Origin of the sequence: Ectopseudomonas toyotomiensis (assembly GCF_017167985.1) — a bacterium.
GTDB classification, from domain to species: Bacteria; Pseudomonadota; Gammaproteobacteria; order Pseudomonadales; family Pseudomonadaceae; genus Aquipseudomonas; species Aquipseudomonas toyotomiensis.
In genome coordinates this window covers 2856177-2873759 of sequence record NZ_CP070505.1, presented here as the reverse complement: position 1 = coordinate 2873759, position 17583 = coordinate 2856177, and the positions used below count along the sequence as shown (strand labels likewise).

Here is a 17583-nt window from a genome sequence, read left to right as displayed (position 1 = left end):
GGGCCGAGGCCCGGCGCAACAGACACGGAATACCGATGAACGATTGGCTCGACGAAATCCACTGGAACGAAGACGGCCTGGTGCCGGCCATCGCCCAGGACTACCAGACTGGCCGCATCCTGATGATGGCCTGGATGAACCGCGAATCCCTTGCCCTCACCGCCAGCGAGCAACGCGCCATCTACTGGTCGCGCTCACGTGGCAAGTTGTGGCGCAAGGGCGAGGAATCCGGCCATGTGCAGAAGCTGCACGAGCTGCGCCTGGATTGCGACGCCGATGTCATCGTGCTGATGGTCGAACAGCTGGGCGGCATCGCTTGCCACACCGGTCGCGAAAGCTGCTTCTATCGGGTATACGAGAATGGCGGCTGGAAAACCGTCGACGCAGTGCTGAAAGATCCGCACGCCATCTATGCAGGACACAGCCATGAGTGACACCCTGAGCCGCCTGGCCGAGGTACTGGAGTCGCGCAAGGGCGCAGCGGCCGACAGCTCCTACGTCGCCAGCCTGTATCACAAGGGTCTGAACAAGATTCTGGAAAAGGTCGGCGAGGAATCGGTGGAAACCATCCTCGCCGCCAAGGACGCCGCCGCCAGCGGTGACTGCAAGGACCTGATCTACGAAACCGCCGATCTGTGGTTCCATAGCCTGGTCATGCTCGCCGCCCTCGGCCAGCATCCCCAGGCTGTACTGGATGAACTGGATCGCCGTTTCGGCCTCTCCGGCCACGCGGAAAAAGCCGCGCGACCGCAATCCGAATAAACCTTCATTACGGAGTACATATCATGGGCTTTGGCGGTATCAGCATCTGGCAACTCCTGATCATCCTGCTCATCGTGGTCATGCTGTTCGGCACCAAGCGCCTGAAGAGCCTGGGCTCGGATCTGGGCGACGCGATCAAGGGTTTCCGCAAATCGATGGATAGCGGCGAAGCTGAAAAGCCAGCCGTGGAAGAGCCCAAGGGCCAGACCATCGACGCCCAGGCACGCAAGGTCGAAGAGCCAGCGAAGAAAGACTAAGCCATGTTCGACATCGGTTTTACCGAGCTGCTGCTGGTCGGTCTGGTGGCCCTGGTGGTGCTCGGCCCCGAGCGCCTGCCAGGCGCCGTGCGTACGGCCAGCCTGTGGATCGGCCGGATCAAGCGCAGCTTCAACTCGATCAAGGCCGAGGTGGAGCGCGAGATCGGCGCCGACGAGATTCGCCGTCAGTTGCATAACGAGCGGATTCTCGAACTCGAGCGGGAAATGCAGGCGATGAAGCAGGACATTCTCGGCACCGGCAAAAGCGACAATCCGCCAGCGGAGAACAGCGCCAAACCGACTGCCGACACGGCCCCGAGCGTTCAGGACAAGAATCCCCAGCCATGAGCAATAATCCACAAGCCGACCAGGAAATGCCTCTGGTCTCGCACCTGGCCGAGCTGCGCACTCGCCTGTTGCGCTGTGTAGTGATCATCCTGCTGATCTTCGCCGGCCTGTTCTACTTCGCTCAGGATATCTACGCCCTGGTCGCTGCGCCGTTACGCGCCTATCTGCCAGAAGGCGCGACGATGATCGCCACAGGGGTCGCCTCGCCGTTCCTGACGCCATTCAAGCTGACCCTGATGTGTGCGTTGTTTCTCGGCATGCCAGTGATCCTGCACCAGATCTGGGGCTTCATCGCGCCGGGGCTGTACACCCATGAGCGACGCATCGCGGTACCGCTGCTGATTTCCAGTATCTTCCTGTTCTACGCCGGCATGGCCTTCGCCTACTTCGTGGTGTTCCCGATCATGTTCGGCTTCTTCGCCAGCGTGACCCCGGAAGGCGTGGCGATGATGACCGACATCGGCCAGTACCTGGATTTCGTCCTGACGCTGTTCTTCGCCTTTGGCGTGGCCTTCGAGATCCCTATCGCTACCTTCCTGGTTATCTGGGTAGGCATGGTCGACGTAGCGACTCTGCGCAAGAGCCGCCCCTACGTCATTGTCGGCTGCTTTGTGGTCGGTATGGTGCTGACGCCGCCGGACGTGTTCTCGCAGACCCTGCTGGCCGTGCCGATGTGGCTGCTATTCGAGACCGGTGTACTGGCTGGCGCGCTGGTCAAGCGCAAGCGCGACCAGGAACAGGCCGAAGAAGAAGCCAAGTCCGAAGACCAGCCACCCGCACCGCTGCCGTGAACCTGCTACTGCTGGAGGACGCCGACTTCGTCGGTGGCGAGCGGGTACGCCTCAGTGGCAGGCGCCTGAAACATCTACATGAAGTGCATCGCGCCGAAACCGGTGACCGCCTGCGCGTCGGTCATCTTGGCGGCCTGATGGGCGAAGGTCGACTGATCGCCCTGGATGCCGAGCATGCCGAACTGCAGGTCAGTCTCGACCAGCCGTCACCGGCCAAGCTGCCGCTGACCCTGATCCTCGCCCTGCCCCGCCCGAAGATGCTCAAGCGCGTGCTGCAGACGGTCAGCGCCATGGGCGTGGCGCGCCTGGTATTGGTCAACAGCTACCGGGTGGAGAAGAGTTTCTGGCAAACACCGTTTCTCGAGGCCGAGGCCATTCGCGAACAGCTGATCCTCGGCCTGGAACAGGCCCGCGACACGGTGCTACCCGAAGTAAGCATCGAGAAACGCTTCAAGCCCTTCGTCGAGGATCGCCTACCGACCCTGGCGGCGGGAACGCTTGGCCTGACCGGCCACCCCGGTGATTACCCGGCCTGCCCGCGTGCAGTGCAGGAGGCCGTGACCCTGGCCATCGGCCCGGAAGGCGGCTGGATTCCCTACGAAGTCGAGCTGCTGCGCGAAGCAGCAGGCCTGCAACCGGTGCAACTGGGCGAGCGCATTCTGCGGGTGGAGACGGCAGTGCCGGCATTGCTGGCCAGATTGTTCTAAACGCGAACGAGCAACCTGTAGGAGCGAGCTCTGCTCGCGAAGCGTTCGAGTCGCCAGCATTCGCGAGCAGAGCTCGCTCCCACAAACTACCGCTATACCTCGAGCAGAAAGGTCACCGGCCCATCGTTGACCAAGTGCACCTGCATATTGGCGCCGAAGCGTCCGGTGGAGACCTGCGGGTGCTGGGCCCTGGCCATTTCCACCAGAGCATCGAACAGCGCAGCGCCCTGTGCGGGTGGCGCAGCGTTGGAGAAGCTGGGACGCATGCCGCTCTTGGTGTCGGCGGCCAGGGTGAATTGCGAAACCAGTAACAACCCGCCTTGCACGTCGCTCAGCGAGCGGTTCATCTTGCCCGCGTCATCGCTGAACACGCGGTAGTTGAGCAACTTGTGCAGAGCACGGCTGAGGCTGGCCTGATCGTCCTGCGGCTCGATGCCAACCAATGCCAGCAGCCCCTGATCGATACTCCCCACCACCTCGCCTTCGACTTCAACCCGTGCGCCAGTGACGCGCTGGATCAGGAGCTTCATGCGTCCTCCGGCGGCAGGTCGAGCAGGCGCCGGGCCATCTGTTCGGCAGCGCGGATCAGCGCATCGGTGATACCGGGTTCCGCCGCCGAGTGGCCGGCGTCACGGATGATCTGCAGCTCGCTGTTGGGCCAGGCCTGGTGCAGCGCCCAGGCGTTGTCCAGCGGGCAGATGGCGTCGTAGCGACCGTGCACGATGATGCCCGGCAGATGGGCGATCTTCGGCATGTCACGGAGCAACTGGTTAGGCTCGAGGAAGGCGTCGTTGACGAAGTAGTGGCACTCGATACGGGCGATGGACAGCGCCCGATGCGCCTCGCTGAAGCGCTCGACCACCTGGGTGTTCGGACGCAGGGTGGCAGTGCGCCCCTCCCAGGTCGACCAGGCCTTGGCCGCATGCATCTGGGCGATCTGGTCGGGACCCGTCAGGCGCTTGTAGAAGGCCTGCATCAGGTCGCCGCGCTCCTCGACCGGGATGGGCGCCACGTAATCTTCCCAGTAATCCGGGAACAGGCGGCTGGCGCCTTCCTGATAGAACCAGCTGAACTCCTGCGGCCGGCACAGGAAGATGCCGCGCAGGATCAGTCCATGCACGCGCTGCGGATGCGCCTGTGCATAGGCCAACGCCAGGGTCGAGCCCCAGGAGCCACCGAACAGCACGAACTTGTCGATGCCCAGATGCTCGCGAATACGCTCGATATCGGCGATCAGCGCCTGGGTGGTGTTGTTCTCCAGACTCGCGTGGGGTGTGGAGCGGCCACAGCCGCGCTGGTCGAAGGTGACGATGCGATACAGGGCGGGATCGAAGTAACGGCGGCTGGCAGAATCGCAGCCTGCGCCGGGGCCGCCATGGATGAACAGTACCGGCAACCCATCCGCAGAGCCGCTCTCGTCGATGTACAGCACGTGCGGTTGCTCGACCGCCAGTTCATGGCGAGCGTAGGGTTTGATCTCCGGGTACAAAGTCTGCATGGTTGGCTCCTGTTGGCTGGGCTACAACTGCCGTGTTCCACTCTGCCCGGCATCATAACCATGAAAAGGAAGTTCAGCATGTCGATGCGTCATCTGGCTTGGTCGCTGTTTATGTCCTTCACCCTCCTGCTTGCCGGCTGCGGCGGCGGTGACGACCCGCAGGCCGCTCTGGAGACGGCCGTTCAGCAGCTGCAGGACAACATCGAGGCCAAGAGCACCGGTGCAGTGCTGGAGCAGTTGCATGGCGACTTCCTCGCCCGCCAGGAACTCAATCGTGAATGGGCCAAGCGCACCATGACCCTGCTGTTCCTGCGCCACAAGAACATCAAGGTCATCGCACTGGGCAAGAACAGCTGGATCGACGCGGCGATCAGCAGCAAGGGCTATACCGAAGCTCAGGTAGGCCTGAGTGGCGCCGAGGGGTTGATCCCCGACAGCGCGCGGCACTATTCGGTGAAACTGGAATGGTGGCTCGACGGCAGCGAGTGGAAGCTGGCGCGCCTGGATTGGGAATGACGACGTAGCCCGGATCAATCCGGGAAATCCCGGTAGACATCCCCGGATTGCATCTGGGCTACGGGCGAGCGCTGGATCAATCGGCCTGACGCCAGATCAGGTCAGAGGTGACGTAGCCCTGCTCGCGCGCGACGCTGAGCAGCTTGTCGCGGGTTTCCTGATCGACTTCAGGGGTGCGCGCGAGCAGCCAGAGGTATTTGTGCTCCGGGTGACCGACCAGTGCCACGCGATAGTCCTCGTCGTGGTAGATCACCCAGTAGTCGCCCTTGATCGGTAGCAGCTTGCTGGCCCAGTTGTCGAAGCGCACCCACAGCTTGTCGGTTTGCCCTTCGACCTGAGGCTCGGCGACGCCCTTGGCCTCGATCCACTCACCGTCCTTGTCGCGGCAGCGGTTGGTCACGTCGATGCGGCCATCGTCACGCAGACCGTAATGCGCTTCGGACTGCACGCAGTTGCGCTGGAAGAACATCGGCAGGCGCGCCAGCTCGTACCAGGTGCCCTGGTAGCGCTGCAGGTCGACCTGCATGGTCTGCGGTGGCGGTTTGGGGATGCTGCCGGTACCGGAATTGGCGCAGCCGGCCAGGGCGAGAATGGCGCTGGCGATTAGGATCGAACGCATGAAAGCTCCTGTTTACTTGAGTCCCTTGCCGGAGAACAGCATGACCTTGTCCCCGGCGTACTGGACGCTGATATAGGCCTTGTCGTCGCCCCAGGTGCAACTGGTCATGCCCAGTGCGCCGGCACATTCGCCCGGCGCGCCGAGCAGGCTTTCCACTTCCTGCTTGCTCATGCCCGCTTTGAGCTTGGAATAGTTTTCCTGATTGACCTTGCTGCAAGCGGCGAGCAGGCAGCAGGCGAGCAACGCGACGATACGCATCGACATGGATGAAGCTCCTGATGGGAAGGTGCCAGCAAGCTTGGCATAGCCGGCGACGACTTGCCCGCTTGGAGTTCAGAAACGCGAGCCGGGTTCCCGCAGGAAGGCCTGCTCTTCGTCAGTGGAGGCGCGACCGAGAATCGCATTGCGATGAGGAAAGCGACCGAAGCGGGCTATCACCCGCTGATGGCGCTCGGCGAAATCGAGGAAATTGGCGAACAATGGCCGTTCATCGACAGCGGCTTCGTTCAGCAGATCAGCAAAGAGCTCGACCGCACGGTCTTGCAAGGGCAGATCTTCGGCGTGCTCGAAGACCAGATAGGCAAACACCCGCTGGATCGGCGTCAGCCTACGATCCCAGCCACGCTCAAGGCCTTCCTGCAGCAATGGGCGAGCCCGGCTGTCACCAGCAAAGGCCCGCGGCGTATCGCGAAAGATCATGCGCGGCAGCTGATCGAGCAGGATCAGCTGCGCCAGCCAACCCTGCGGGTCGTCCGCCCAGCCTTGCAGCTCGCCAGCCAGTGCCTGCTCGACCAGGGCGCCGAAGCGCGCCTCTGCTTCACGATCCTGGCTGTCACGCTTGCCGAACCACAAACCCTGGCGCGCTGCGGCGACTTCGGTAGCGCTGCCTTCGGTACCGAACCACCAGTCGAGCAGCGGTTGCCAGGCGCTCATCAGTTGCGGTGGTAGGCGGTGATGCGCAGCACTTCTTCCTTGGAGCCGAGGAATACCGGCACGCGCTGGTGCAGGGAAGTGGGCTGGATATCGAGAATGCGCTGGTTACCGTCGGTCGCGGCGCCACCGGCCTGTTCGATGATCATCGACATCGGGTTGGCCTCGTACATCAGGCGCAGCTTGCCCGGCTTGTCCGGCTCGCGGGCGTCACGCGGGTACATGAACACGCCGCCACGGGTGAGGATACGGTGCACGTCGGCCACCATCGAGGCGATCCAGCGCATGTTGTAGTTGCGCCCCAGCGGTCCGGTCTCGCCGGCCAGCAGCTCGGAGACGTAACGCTGCACCGGGGCTTCCCAGTGGCGCTGGTTGGACATGTTGATGGCGAATTCCTTGGTGGATTCCGGCACCTTGATGTTGTCATGGGTGAGCACGAAGCTGCCCAGCTCGCGATCCAGGGTGAAGCCTTTCACGCCATCGCCCAGAGTCAGCATCAGCATCGTCTGCGGGCCGTAGATGGCGTAGCCGGCCGCAACCTGCTGGGAGCCCGGCTGGAGGAAGGCCTCCTCGCCCAGGTCGCCGGTGTCACCGTTGCGATCCGGGCAGCGCAGCACGGAGAAGATGGTGCCGACCGAGACGTTGACGTCGATGTTGCTGGAGCCGTCCAGCGGGTCGAATACCAGCAGGTAGGCACCCTTGGGGTACTTGCCGGGAATCTGGTAGGCGTTGTCCATTTCCTCGGACGCCATGCCGGCCAGGTGGCCGCCCCACTCGTTGGCTTCGAGCAGGATCTCGTTGGAGATCACGTCGAGCTTCTTCTGCACTTCGCCCTGCACGTTCTCGCTATCCAGGCTGCCCAGTACGCCGCCGAGGGCGCCCTTGGAAACCTGGTGGCTGATCGCCTTGCAGGCCCGTGCCACGACTTCGATAAGGAAACGCAGGTCGGCCGGGGTGTTGTGGCTGCGAGTCTGCTCGATCAGGTAGCGGCTCAGGGTGACGCGGGACATGGACGGCTCCGGAAAGGGGAAAAATCGCGCGCAGTTTAACCCGAGTCGCCGCGCAATGCTGCCTGCCGGGATGGATGGCTGAGATCGGCGCCTGCCAGCAGCCCGCAAACACGATTGCGCCCGTCGCGTTTGGCCTGGTACAGCGCGGCGTCGGCAGCCTGCAGAAGCTCGTCGAGTGCCTGCCCCTGCTCAGGCCAATGGGCTAGGCCGGCAGACAGGGTCACACGCTGGTCGCCGCCACGGGTGGCGACATCGCGAGTCGCCAGTTGCGCGCAGATGCTCTGCAGGCGCTCGCTGGCCTCGCGCGGATCAGCGCCCGGCAATATCAGCAGAAACTCTTCGCCACCGATACGAAACACCGCGTCGGTGCTGCGCAGGTTGTCCAGCAGATGCTGCGCGACGGCCTTGAGTACGTCGTCACCGACCAGGTGGCCGCATTCGTCGTTGAGGCGCTTGAAGTGATCAAGATCGATCAGGGCCAGCGCCAGTGGCAGGCTCTCGCGCTGTGCCCTGGCCAGTTCACGTTCGAAGAATTCATCCAGATAGCGGCGGTTGTAGAGGCCGGTCAGCGGGTCGCACAGGGCCTTCTCGCGCAGTTGCTCGTGCAAGCTGGAGATGGTGCGCAGACGCTCTTCGCTCAGGGCCAGGGCCTCGGCCAACTTGAGCTCGCTGAGGTGACGCTGAGTCACGTCACGGATATAGAGCATATGGCCGAGCAGGGTCGGGCCATGCCGGGTGGCGCGCTGGATGGCGCGCACGCGCACCTCGTAGTAGCGCGCGGCGCTGGTCAGCGTCAGCGGCAGGTCCTGCTCGGGGCCTTTGTGCTCTTGCAGCAACTGTTGCAGATCGGCACCGAAAACCGGCCACCGCCCCAACTCGGTGCCTTGCCATCCCGATTGCAGGCCTGCCAGTTTCAGCGCCGCCGGATTGGCCTCGATCACACGTCCACGCGGGTCGATCACCAGCACCGGATCGAGCAAGGCTTCGAGCAGCAGATGGCGGGCCACCGGCAACAGGTCGAACAGACGCACCCCGACGATCAACCAGGAAAAAGCAATCAGGGTGAACGCGAAACTGAAGGGCGTCGGGTCGAAGCCGAACAGCGTCCAACCGAACCCCACATAAGCGATATTGGCCACCCAGGGCACCGCGGTGACCAGCACGAAGGCCAGATAGTGGCGGCGATGCAGCCCCTGACTCAGCGCCGCGGCACGCGTCACCACGCCCATGCAGAAGGCCATGAACAGGTAGACGTAGACGGCGGTGGCGTAGAACAGCGGGCCATGCTCGTAGCGCACCGGCGCCCCCAGACTGGCATCGACCGGTGCGCTGCCAGCCCCGTAGAAAAGACCATGCCAAGGGTTGCTCAGCGCCAGCCCCCAGACCAGCAGCGGCACCAGGCTCAGCCCGAGGATACTGCTGCGCGCCAGAGGCGCGCGCATGCTGTTGACGTATTGCCAAAGAAAGACGGCCCAGAACGTCGGCGTGGAAACGATGCCGGGCCACGCCATGCTGGCCCAGAACATCTTGCAGTCGGCACTGAGGAAGGTCATTTCCAGCGCCGCAGCCACCATCCACCAGAGGCTGGCCAGATGCAGCAGAATGAAACTGTCACGTCCGGGAAAGTCGCGCTGACGGGTCACCCAGTGCGCCAGCAGGATCACGCCGAGGCACACCAGCAGTGTCACCAGGACAGGCGCCGAGAAACTCCAGCCGGAAGCCATGCAGGCCTGCATCAGCGACTCCTCCGCATTCCCGGCGAAGCAGTACGTGCATCGCATACGCAAGCGACACGGGGCGACTGGACGATGACGCGAATCGAAATACGCAAGGGCCTTCCTGACCTTCAATGCTGGATTGGCGCGGGGAGCCTAAGATACTGCAAAAGCCCTGCCGCAGCTGGGCTTTATTGGTCCATGCCTCTCAGGCGTCTGGTGGGCGACGCAGCACACTGGCGGCCATCGCGGCCAGCAACCCAACGCCCACCAGCAGTACAGCCCAGAGTCCCCAACGCTGCCAGTCCTGACCGGCGTCGGCTTGTGATTCGACCGCAGCGGCAAGCGGCTCGACCAACTCGGCACGACCAAGGCTGACAAGTCGTTCAGGCTGATAACCGGGGATCAGGGTGTGCAGCGGCAATGCTGCCGACTGCGCACTCGGGCTACCCAGCGCCAGCCGATAAGGCGGCTCGCCACGGGCGAGAAACACCAGTTGCGTGGCACGTAGCGCTACCTGCATACGAGGCGTATCCGCACCCAAGCCGCTCCCTCGCGCATCCACCTGCACGCGCAGCTGGCGCACCGGCCAACCGGGAAGGGCCAACTCATCGTTCACCACTTCACGCCCAGCCTCAGGCAGACGATAAAGTACCCCGCTTGTCAGCTGACGCCAGGCGCCCTGGTCGCTGCTGCGCGCCTCGAAGCGCAGTGGCGCCAGTGTGTTGCTCTGTTCCAATTCGACCCGCAGTCGCTCCAGAGGCAACGACAAGGGCAACTGCCACTGGTACTGCCCCTCAGCGTTGGTCTGCGCCGGCATGGACTCGGACCACACCAGCGGCGCAGCCTGATGAGCCTGCCGCTGACTGCGCAGGGTAACGGCCTGCAGTTGCGGGGCCCGGGCTGGGTTGCTCCACAGCAGACGCAGATAACGGGCACGCTGCCCAGGCAGTTCGACCTGACGCTGATCGATACGCTCATCGGCGAAGCTCAGACGTGCCACCTGCCCTTCTCCCCAACTGCGCCAGTGCTGCAGGTCGTCACTGGCCTCGATGCTGAAGCGCTGAAATCCTTCCTCTGCCCCACTCCAGTCCAGATTCAGACGCACCAGCGGCGCATCGATGGCGCTGGCATCGAGCAACCAACCGCGCAGTTGCTGCTCGCTTTCGGTCGGTGCACCGCCGCGCAGTTCGATCAGCGTGCCAGTGGTGCTGCGCTCGACGCGCAGCGCGGGTACTTCCTGGGCATCAGCGCGGCCCCGCAACGGAAACCAGCGCACGCCATGCTCCTGTTCCTGTTGCACGGTCTCGCTACGCCCCGGAATCAACGCATAGGCCTGCATCTGACCATTGCTGTCGAATACTCGCAGATCACGCAAATCACCATATCCGGCGGCGAGGTGAGCAGCGAAGGGCAGCTCCAGGCGATACCAGGGGCCCTCACCAGCGAGTTGCAGGGCAGCGTTGTGCCGATAGTCCTGAGGTGTCTCACTGGCCTGGCTGAGCGCACTCAACGATAACCCCAGGAGCAGGCCCCAACGGATGAGTTTCATACGGCAGACTCCTGTTCGTCAGCAGCAGCTGACTTTTCGGCCTTGCGCGGCGGCAGCGGGGCGAAATAGCCCACCACCAGCAACAGCACCCCGACCCCGATGAACGAGACGATGCGCTCCAGGCCGCCGCGGTTGCCCAGCTCGACGAAGAACAGTTTGGCCACCACCAGGGCGATCAGCGCCGCTCCCACCAGCCAAAGCTCGCGGCGTACGCGCAGGTGGCCGAAGAGCATCAGCGCCAGGGCAATCAGGGTCCAGACGATGGACAGCCCGGCCTGCACCAGCATCGAGTCGAACAGTGCCGCGCTCTGCCAGGGCGCACCACCCCAGTGGTGCGCGGTACGCATCACCATCACGGTAAGCAGGGCGAACAGCGACAGTCCTGCGACGCCCTGCACCACTTGCTGTGCACGCGCAGGTTGCAGGCCAAAGCGCGGCAACGCATCACGTGCCCAGACGAACAGCGCGCCCAGGCACAGCAGCAAACCCAACTCCAGTGGATTGAACAGCGGCAGATAAGGCAGCGGATCGCTATCACCGGCGCTATTGGCATTGGCCAGCCAGAACCAGGCGAGCATCAGCGCGGCCAGCGGTGCCGCTGCCCACAGCCGGTATTCACGCTCGAACCCAGCCACCGGCCAGGGTAAGCGACGTGCCTGCGCCATTGCCCACAGGTAAGCGATCGGCAGCAATGCCCAGCCCAGCCAGCGCCAGGCGTTGTAGTGATCGGCCAGGCTCAGTAGCAGGTAGCGTAGCTCCAGCGCCAGCATGCCGATCAGCAACCAGCAGCCGAGCACGTGGGCAACGCTGGCTGCCATGGACGGTAGTAGCTCGTGCAGACGGCGCAGGACAAGCAGATGTGCCGCTATCACGACCACCCAGCCCAACCAGCCGAAGTTCGCCGCCGGGTGATAGAAGGGATGCCAGGCGTGAATCAGGATCAAGCCCGCCACCGGAGCCAGCAGGCTGCATAGCACCGCCAACTCGCGCCAGCGGGTGCGTAGCGCCAGCAGCATCCAGATCAGCGCCGACAGCGCAGCCAGTACCAGCAACACGCTGGCCTGTATGTCGTCGCTCACGAAGCGCAGCACCTCACTGGCCAAAGCCAAGGCCCACCAGCCCGCGCCCCAGGCCAACAGTAGCTGGCCCAGGCGCTGCAGACTGACGCCATCGATGCCCGTACCACGGCCGCTACGCGCCAGCCCCTGCAGGCGCCAGGCGCCGATCTGCGCGGCCAGGCCGAGCACGGCGGGCGTCCAGAAACCGGTATGTGCCAGCGGCGACAAGCCCTCGCCACTGATACCCGACAGCAGCAACGGCCCGGCTACGAGGAAGGCCAGGCCTGCAAACACTTGCAGGAGCAAGCTGAACAGGAACGCCGCGCGCTGCTGCAGATACAGCGCCAGCCACAGAATCAGCAGCCCCGTGCCGCCCCACACAGCGGCAGCCGCCACCCAGGGCAGGACGAACAACACCGCCAGGTTGATAAATACCAGGCCCACCAGCATCACCATCGACAAGGCGCCGAGCAGCCGGCGGTTCTCGCGAATCTGCGGATCACGCGCGGCCAGCAGCATGCCGGCGATCAGCCCCAAGCCAACCATCGACGCCGCCAGCAAGCCAAACCAGCCGGCGCTGAAACCACCGCGACCGAACAGCGAATCCAGCGCCATCTGACCGAGGAACAGCAAACCGCCTAGCAACTGGATGGCAAAGGCGCTGTAGACGAAGCTCGGCGCTGCGATGCGCAGCCCGACCAACAGCGTCGCCAGCCCCGCCAGCGCCCAGGCGATGGCCGTGCCGGAAGCCTCGAACAGCAGCGGTGCGATCAGATAGAGAAACGCCAGGCCGGCAATGCCGAGCCAGGGCAGCAGGCGCCTCTCCCAGGCGCTGCCCGCCTCAGGTTCGCGGCGCAGTTGCCAGTAGCTGAACAGCAGCGCCACGCCGAGCATCAGTGCGCCCAGCGGCGAACCGTCCAGCAGGCTGGCGTAGCCAAGATCCAGGCCACTGAGGAAGGCCAGCGCTGCGCCGACCTGCAGCAGCAGGGCGAAGGCACGCGCCAGCGGCCGGCCCTGGCGCAGGCCGAGCCAGTAGATACCGGCGCCTTCCACCGCCCAGGCCGCCGCCGTCCAGCGCGCATCCAGACCCAGCGGGATGGCCAAGCTGGCGAATATCACACCAAGTGCCAGGCAGGTTTCCACCAGCAGCAGTGCGCGGTCGCCAGCGCGCGCCTTGAGCACCCGCGCCAGCAGCAAATAGAACAGACCGAGGCCGAGGGTGCTGAACGCCGCGGCGAACTCGATATGCCGTACCAGCGCCACCTGCAGACCGAAGCCGATCAACGGCGGGCCGAACAACGTGGTGGCATCGACGTAATCGCCCCGGCGCAGCGACCAGCGCAACAGCTCGTCCCGCGCCTCGGGCGCATCCGCCGCATCACGCAGAGTGCGGCGGGCGAACAGCAGGCCGATGGCCACATACATCAAAAAGAACAGGATCAGGAATGGCTGGGTGCTGGCCAGTAGCTCCGGCGTGTAGGAGCGCAGCCCCCAGGCGAAACCGATGCCGAAGGTGCCGACGAAGCCGATCAGGTTGAGCAGGCGCCAGGCCTTGAACCAGGCGATGGCGAAGATGCCGGCATTGAGCAGGGCAAAATAGGAGAACAGCGCGACATGACTGCCACTGCCGGTGGAGGTGAGAATGGGCGCGGCGAAACCGCCCAGCGCTGCCGCGGCGGCCAGGCCCAGGGCGTTCTGCTGCACGGCGAGGATGGCTGAGAACAGCGTCACCGCCACCAGCAGGCCGAGGGCCATGCCCGGATCGAGCAGCGGATGCAGGCGCATGGCGGCGAACACCGTCAGGTACAGCACGGCGATGCCGGTGCCCTGCAGCACCAGGGCGTAGTTGCGATTGCGTCGGCGCAACCACCAGCCCAGGCCAAGCAAGGCCAGGGCGCTGGCGGCGACGCCCATGTAACGCAACTCTACCGGTACCTCGACACCTTCGGTGGCGTAACGCAGGAGGAAGGCCAGGCCGAGAAAAAGCAGCACCACGCCAACCCGCAGCACGGTGTTGCCGCCGAACAGCCAGGCCTTGGCAGCAGCAATACCGCGCTCAATCAGGTTCGGTTCTCGCGGCGCTTGCTCGCGCCAGGGGCTTTGCTGCGCTGCCGGTTGCGGCTGGTAAGCGACCTGAGCGGCCAATGCCGCAGGTTCTGCGATAGGCGGCGATGTTTCGATTTCAGGCAGCGGATCAAGTGTCCAGTCCAGCTCAGGCTCGGGCTGCTCGGCGATAACCGGATCGGGCACGGGGTCGGGTGCCGCATCAACGACGGGTTCAGCAGGCACTGGAACCGGGCCCGGTTCCGGCTCACTGCGCTCGCCCTGTTCCACCTTTACCAAGCGTTCATGCATGGCGCGGGTGCCGCGCTCAAAGCGCTCGGCGAAGTCCTTGAGCTGCGCAGTCAGTTGCGCGTTACGCGTCTCCAGCCCTTGCAGACGCAGCGCCTGGCCCAGACTGAGGCCGATCAGACCGCCAAGAAGCGCACCCGTGACCGATTCGCTGGCGCCCACGCCGAGCACCAGACCGACCAGCATGAAAATCCATTGCATGCGTTATGTCCCAACCCTGAGAAAGAGGTCGCCTCGCGGTCCTGCTGTGCCCGAGACGGCACCAGTATAGGATTCGCACCAACCAACACCCAGAGAGACGACTGCCAAGCCGTTCACAGGCACAACGCAAAGCGATCAGCCGCCAGCCGGTGCTTCACAAATGCCGCGCGCCCGCTATCATCGCCGCCCCGTGACCGTAGGGCGGACTCGGGAGCGAAGCGAACAGTCCGCCGCACAAGACAGGCCTACCCGAGCATCATGATAAAACCCCGCCTGATAGCCGCCGCAGAGATCGACCGCCTGGAAACCTGGGCCAAATACACGGCAGACATGTGCCACAGCTGCATGTCCACCTGCTGCACCATGCCGGTTGAGGTGCGCCTGAACGATCTGATCCGCCTGGAGCTGGTGGACGAGTTCGAGCGCAGCGAGCCACCGAAGAACATCGCCAAGCGCCTGCAGAAGGACGGCATCGTCGAGCGCTTCAACCAGAAGTCGGGCATCTTCACCCTGATCCGCATGTCCAACAACGACTGCCTGTTCCTCGATCGCAAGACGCGCCTGTGCACCGTCTACGACAAGCGCCCGGACACCTGCCGTCATCACCCCAAGGTCGGCCCGCGGCCGGGGTATTGCGCTTACAAGCCTAAGTAGGGCTGGTCACGCGGGCACTGGCCCCCTGGTGCGCACGGCGCACCCTACGAAGCCCGACGCAGGCCGATAACACGCCCGACACAGGTTGGCCGCTGCAGGTTCTGCTGTTCGGCATCCAGGTGCGCCACCCGCTCGGCCACCTGCTCGTCGAATGGCGTCGCGCGGCCGGCGGCACTGTCGATATTCATCAGCATCTGTTCGCTTTCCGCGAGACTGGCGTCTTCGCCCGGCCGATAAAGACCATGGTGAATATGCAGGCGCTTGGCGTCGTGCGCCAAAAGCTGCGTGCGCACTTCCACCCGCTCGCCGTCCTTCACTTCTGCCAGGAAGTTGAGGTGGCATTCCAGGGTATACAGCGTGTGGCCGGTGCGAGCGCGACCGGCTTCGTCCAGGCCCAACACGTCCATCAGCGCGTCGGTGGCATGACTGAAGATCAGCAGGTAGAAAGCGTCGCGCAGATGGCCGTTGTAGTCGACCCAGTCGGGGGAGATGGTGGTTTGGTAGCTGGTCAGCGGCTTGGCGGACATGACACGACTCCAGAAGTGGCCCCGGTGCGTAGGGTGCGCCATGCGCACCGGGAATGACTCGGTTACTCGGCGAACTCGAAGCCATGCTTGGCCTTGGTCTGGCGAATCGCCTCCAGCACCGCCAGCAGGCAATCATCGCGATAGCGTTCGAGGGCATCCAGGCTGCGTTCGCCCTGCTGCTCGGCGGTGCCCTCGACCACCGCATCGATCAGCCCCGCGGTCAGCTCCGGCGCCTGCAGATAGGTCCAAGGCAGCTTCAGCGCCGGGCCGAACTGGGCCATGAAGTGGCGCATGCCGGCCGGGCCGCCGGCCAGGGTATAGGTCAGGAAGCTGCCCATGAACGACCAGCGCAGACCGGCACCGAAGCGGATCGCATCGTCGATCTCGCCGGTGGTCGCCACGCCGTCGTTGACCAGGTGCAGTGCCTCACGCCACAGCGCCTCGAGCAGGCGGTCGGCGATAAAGCCAGGCACCTCCTTGCGCACATGCAGCGGGCGCATGCCCAGCGACTGGTAGACCTCGATGGCGGCCTGCACCGCCTCCGGGGCGGTCTTCACACCGCCCACCACCTCCACCAGCGGCAGCAGATAGACCGGATTGAACGGGTGGCCCACCAGGCAGCGCTCGGGATGCGTAGCGCCCTCGTAGAACTCACTGGGCAGCAGGCCCGAGGTGCTGGAGCCGATCAGCACGTTTGGCCGCGCTGCGGCGCTGATCTTCGCGTGCAGCTCGCACTTGAGTTCGAGGCGCTCGGGCGCGCTTTCCTGAATGAAATCAGCATCCCGTACGCAGTCCTCGATGGTGCTGACGAAGCGCAGGCGATCCAGCGAGGCGCCGGGGGCCAGTCCCTGTTTTTCCAGCGCCGGCCAGGCATTGGCCAGGCGCGTGCGCAGCGCGGCCTCGGCGCTGGGCGCCGGATCCCAGGCGATCACGTCGAGGCCGTGGGCCAGGGCGCGGGCGATCCAACCGGCGCCGATCACGCCGGTGCCGAGGGCGGCGAAGGTCTTGATGTCGGTAACGAAGGTCATGCTGAACTCCGGTAGCCCGGATGCAATCCGGGGATTGGCGAAGGGAATGCCCGGATTGCATCCGGGCTACGGGGGGTGCCCACAGGCCCTCTCCCCCGCCCCCTCTCCCATAAATGGGAGAGGGGAGAAAATCGTTAACGGCGCTTGAGCTTCATCTTCTCGCGACCTTCGGCCGGGGTCAGGGCGCGGCCGCCGAGGCGTTCGATGATCTCGATGGCGCGCTCGACCAACTGGCCGTTGCTGGCGTGCACGCCGCGATCCAGCCAGATGTTGTCCTCCAGACCGACCCGCACGTTGCCGCCGAGCAGCATGGCCTGAGCGACCATGGGCATCTGCATGCGGCCGATGCCGAAGCCGGCCCAGGTGATGCCCGACGGCAGGTTGTCGGCCATGGCTTTCATGGTCGTGGTGTCGGCCGGCGCGCCCCAGGGGATGCCCAGGCACAGCTGGATCAGCGGGTCTTCCAGCAAGCCCTCCTTGAGCAGCTGCTTGGCAAACCACAGGTGGCCGGTGTCGAAGATTTCCAGCTCGGCCTTCACCCCCAGCTCGGTGATGCGTTTGGCGCCGGCACGCAGCTGCGCCGGAGTGGAGACATAGATGAAATCGCCGTCGCCAAAATTCAGGGTGCCGCAGTCCAGGGTGCAGATTTCCGGCAGCAGTTCCTCGACATGCGCCAAGCGCTCCAGCGGACCGACCAGGTCGGTGCCGGCGCCGAATTCCAGCGGCTGCTCGCCGCGGCCGATTTCCAGGTCGCCGCCCATGCCGGCGGTGAGGTTGATGATCACGTCGGTGTCGCTCTCGCGGATGCGCTCGACCACCTCGCGGTACAGCGCCACGTTGCGGCTCGGCTTGCCGGTTTGCGGATCGCGCACATGGCAGTGGGCGACGGTGGCACCGGCCTTGGCCGCCTCGATGGCGGCGGCAGCGATCTCCTTGGGCGTGACCGGGATCGCCGGGTGCTTGCCGACGGTGTCGCCAGCGCCGGTCACCGCGCAGGTGACGATAACCTCATAATTCATTTTCGACTGTCCTTTCCAGAGGCGAACGAGTGCCGACGG

Annotated in this window: 20 protein-coding genes; 8 read left to right on the top strand and 12 right to left on the bottom strand. The window is 64.6% G+C overall.

All coding sequences use genetic code 11. The features are described 5' to 3' along the window. The first annotated feature begins 35 nt into the window (after positions 1-35). The 6 genes from hisI to JWV26_RS13215 are packed head-to-tail and all read left to right on the top strand — an operon-like array spanning position 36 to position 2865. Complete coding sequence (hisI, locus tag JWV26_RS13240; protein ID WP_072423379.1) at positions 36-434, top strand: phosphoribosyl-AMP cyclohydrolase; 399 nt, start codon at positions 36-38, stop codon at positions 432-434. Next, the gene (locus JWV26_RS13235) at positions 427-762 is read left to right on the top strand and encodes a phosphoribosyl-ATP diphosphatase (protein WP_003458971.1); all 336 of its coding nucleotides are present in this window, start codon (positions 427-429) and stop codon (positions 760-762) included. The genes hisI and JWV26_RS13235 overlap by 8 nt, the downstream gene beginning before the upstream one ends. 23 nt (positions 763-785) lie before the next feature. Beyond that, a complete protein-coding gene (tatA, locus tag JWV26_RS13230; protein WP_074913711.1) occupies positions 786-1019 on the top strand; it encodes a twin-arginine translocase TatA/TatE family subunit in 234 nt (77 codons plus the stop codon). Positions 1020-1022: 3 nt separating this feature from the next. After that, positions 1023-1367 (top strand): Sec-independent protein translocase protein TatB, encoded by a 345-nt coding sequence (gene tatB / locus JWV26_RS13225; protein ID WP_003458969.1) that lies wholly within the window; start codon positions 1023-1025, stop codon positions 1365-1367. Beyond that, positions 1364-2158: a twin-arginine translocase subunit TatC gene (gene tatC, locus JWV26_RS13220; protein ID WP_074913710.1), complete on the top strand. Its 795-nt coding sequence runs from the start codon at positions 1364-1366 to the stop codon at positions 2156-2158. Before tatB ends, tatC begins: the two co-directional genes overlap by 4 nt. Further along, positions 2155-2865 carry a 16S rRNA (uracil(1498)-N(3))-methyltransferase gene (locus JWV26_RS13215; RefSeq protein ID WP_074913709.1) on the top strand — a complete coding sequence of 237 codons (711 nt, stop codon included), beginning with the start codon at positions 2155-2157 and terminating at the stop codon, positions 2863-2865. The genes tatC and JWV26_RS13215 overlap by 4 nt, the downstream gene beginning before the upstream one ends. Before the next feature lie 92 nt (positions 2866-2957). On the opposite strand, the gene dtd is transcribed toward JWV26_RS13215, so the two are convergent. Next, the gene (gene dtd / locus JWV26_RS13210; RefSeq protein WP_074913708.1) at positions 2958-3395 is read right to left on the bottom strand and encodes a D-aminoacyl-tRNA deacylase; all 438 of its coding nucleotides are present in this window, start codon (positions 3393-3395) and stop codon (positions 2958-2960) included. Continuing rightward, a complete protein-coding gene (gene pip, locus JWV26_RS13205) occupies positions 3392-4363 on the bottom strand; it encodes a prolyl aminopeptidase (RefSeq protein WP_072423383.1) in 972 nt (323 codons plus the stop codon). Before pip ends, dtd begins: the two co-directional genes overlap by 4 nt. 78 nt (positions 4364-4441) lie before the next feature. Here pip and JWV26_RS13200 point away from each other — a divergent pair, with 78 nt between their 5' ends. Continuing rightward, positions 4442-4879 carry a hypothetical protein gene (locus JWV26_RS13200; protein ID WP_206417044.1) on the top strand — a complete coding sequence of 146 codons (438 nt, stop codon included), beginning with the start codon at positions 4442-4444 and terminating at the stop codon, positions 4877-4879. Between the two features lie 76 nt (positions 4880-4955). On the opposite strand, the gene JWV26_RS13195 is transcribed toward JWV26_RS13200, so the two are convergent. From JWV26_RS13195 to JWV26_RS13165, 7 genes are all read right to left on the bottom strand, one after another. Next, a complete protein-coding gene (locus tag JWV26_RS13195) occupies positions 4956-5498 on the bottom strand; it encodes a lipocalin family protein (protein ID WP_074913705.1) in 543 nt (180 codons plus the stop codon). 12 nt (positions 5499-5510) lie between these two features. Further along, entirely contained in the window at positions 5511-5762 is a 252-nt protein-coding gene (gene bamE, locus JWV26_RS13190) for an outer membrane protein assembly factor BamE domain-containing protein (RefSeq protein WP_024306606.1), read from the bottom strand. A gap of 69 nt (positions 5763-5831) precedes the next feature. Next, the gene (locus tag JWV26_RS13185; protein WP_072423386.1) at positions 5832-6431 is read right to left on the bottom strand and encodes a DUF924 family protein; all 600 of its coding nucleotides are present in this window, start codon (positions 6429-6431) and stop codon (positions 5832-5834) included. After that, complete coding sequence (locus JWV26_RS13180; protein ID WP_206417043.1) at positions 6431-7438, bottom strand: class 1 fructose-bisphosphatase; 1008 nt, start codon at positions 7436-7438, stop codon at positions 6431-6433. Before JWV26_RS13180 ends, JWV26_RS13185 begins: the two co-directional genes overlap by 1 nt. A gap of 35 nt (positions 7439-7473) precedes the next feature. Then, entirely contained in the window at positions 7474-9174 is a 1701-nt protein-coding gene (locus JWV26_RS13175) for a histidine kinase N-terminal 7TM domain-containing diguanylate cyclase (protein ID WP_206417042.1), read from the bottom strand. Between the two features lie 187 nt (positions 9175-9361). Beyond that, entirely contained in the window at positions 9362-10705 is a 1344-nt protein-coding gene (locus JWV26_RS13170) for a DUF3999 domain-containing protein (protein ID WP_072423389.1), read from the bottom strand. Beyond that, on the bottom strand, positions 10702-14316 hold the full coding sequence (locus JWV26_RS13165; protein WP_206417041.1) for a DUF2339 domain-containing protein: 3615 nt from the start codon (positions 14314-14316) through the stop codon (positions 10702-10704). Before JWV26_RS13165 ends, JWV26_RS13170 begins: the two co-directional genes overlap by 4 nt. 258 nt (positions 14317-14574) lie before the next feature. Between JWV26_RS13165 and JWV26_RS13160 the strand changes: the two genes are divergently transcribed. Then, positions 14575-14970, top strand: coding sequence for a YkgJ family cysteine cluster protein (locus tag JWV26_RS13160; RefSeq protein WP_021487773.1), 396 nt, complete (start codon positions 14575-14577; stop codon positions 14968-14970). 44 nt (positions 14971-15014) lie between these two features. Here the strand turns inward: JWV26_RS13160 and JWV26_RS13155 are convergent, their stop codons facing one another. The 3 genes from JWV26_RS13155 to cdhC all read right to left on the bottom strand — a co-directional run bounded on the left by JWV26_RS13155 (position 15015) and on the right by cdhC (position 17544). Further along, positions 15015-15497 carry a thioesterase family protein gene (locus tag JWV26_RS13155; RefSeq protein WP_206417040.1) on the bottom strand — a complete coding sequence of 161 codons (483 nt, stop codon included), beginning with the start codon at positions 15495-15497 and terminating at the stop codon, positions 15015-15017. 62 nt (positions 15498-15559) lie between these two features. Further along, positions 15560-16525 (bottom strand): L-carnitine dehydrogenase, encoded by a 966-nt coding sequence (locus tag JWV26_RS13150; RefSeq protein WP_206417039.1) that lies wholly within the window; start codon positions 16523-16525, stop codon positions 15560-15562. Positions 16526-16659: 134 nt separating this feature from the next. Beyond that, a complete protein-coding gene (cdhC, locus tag JWV26_RS13145) occupies positions 16660-17544 on the bottom strand; it encodes a 3-dehydrocarnitine:acetyl-CoA trimethylamine transferase CdhC (protein ID WP_011920729.1) in 885 nt (294 codons plus the stop codon). Positions 17545-17583: the final 39 nt, after the last annotated feature.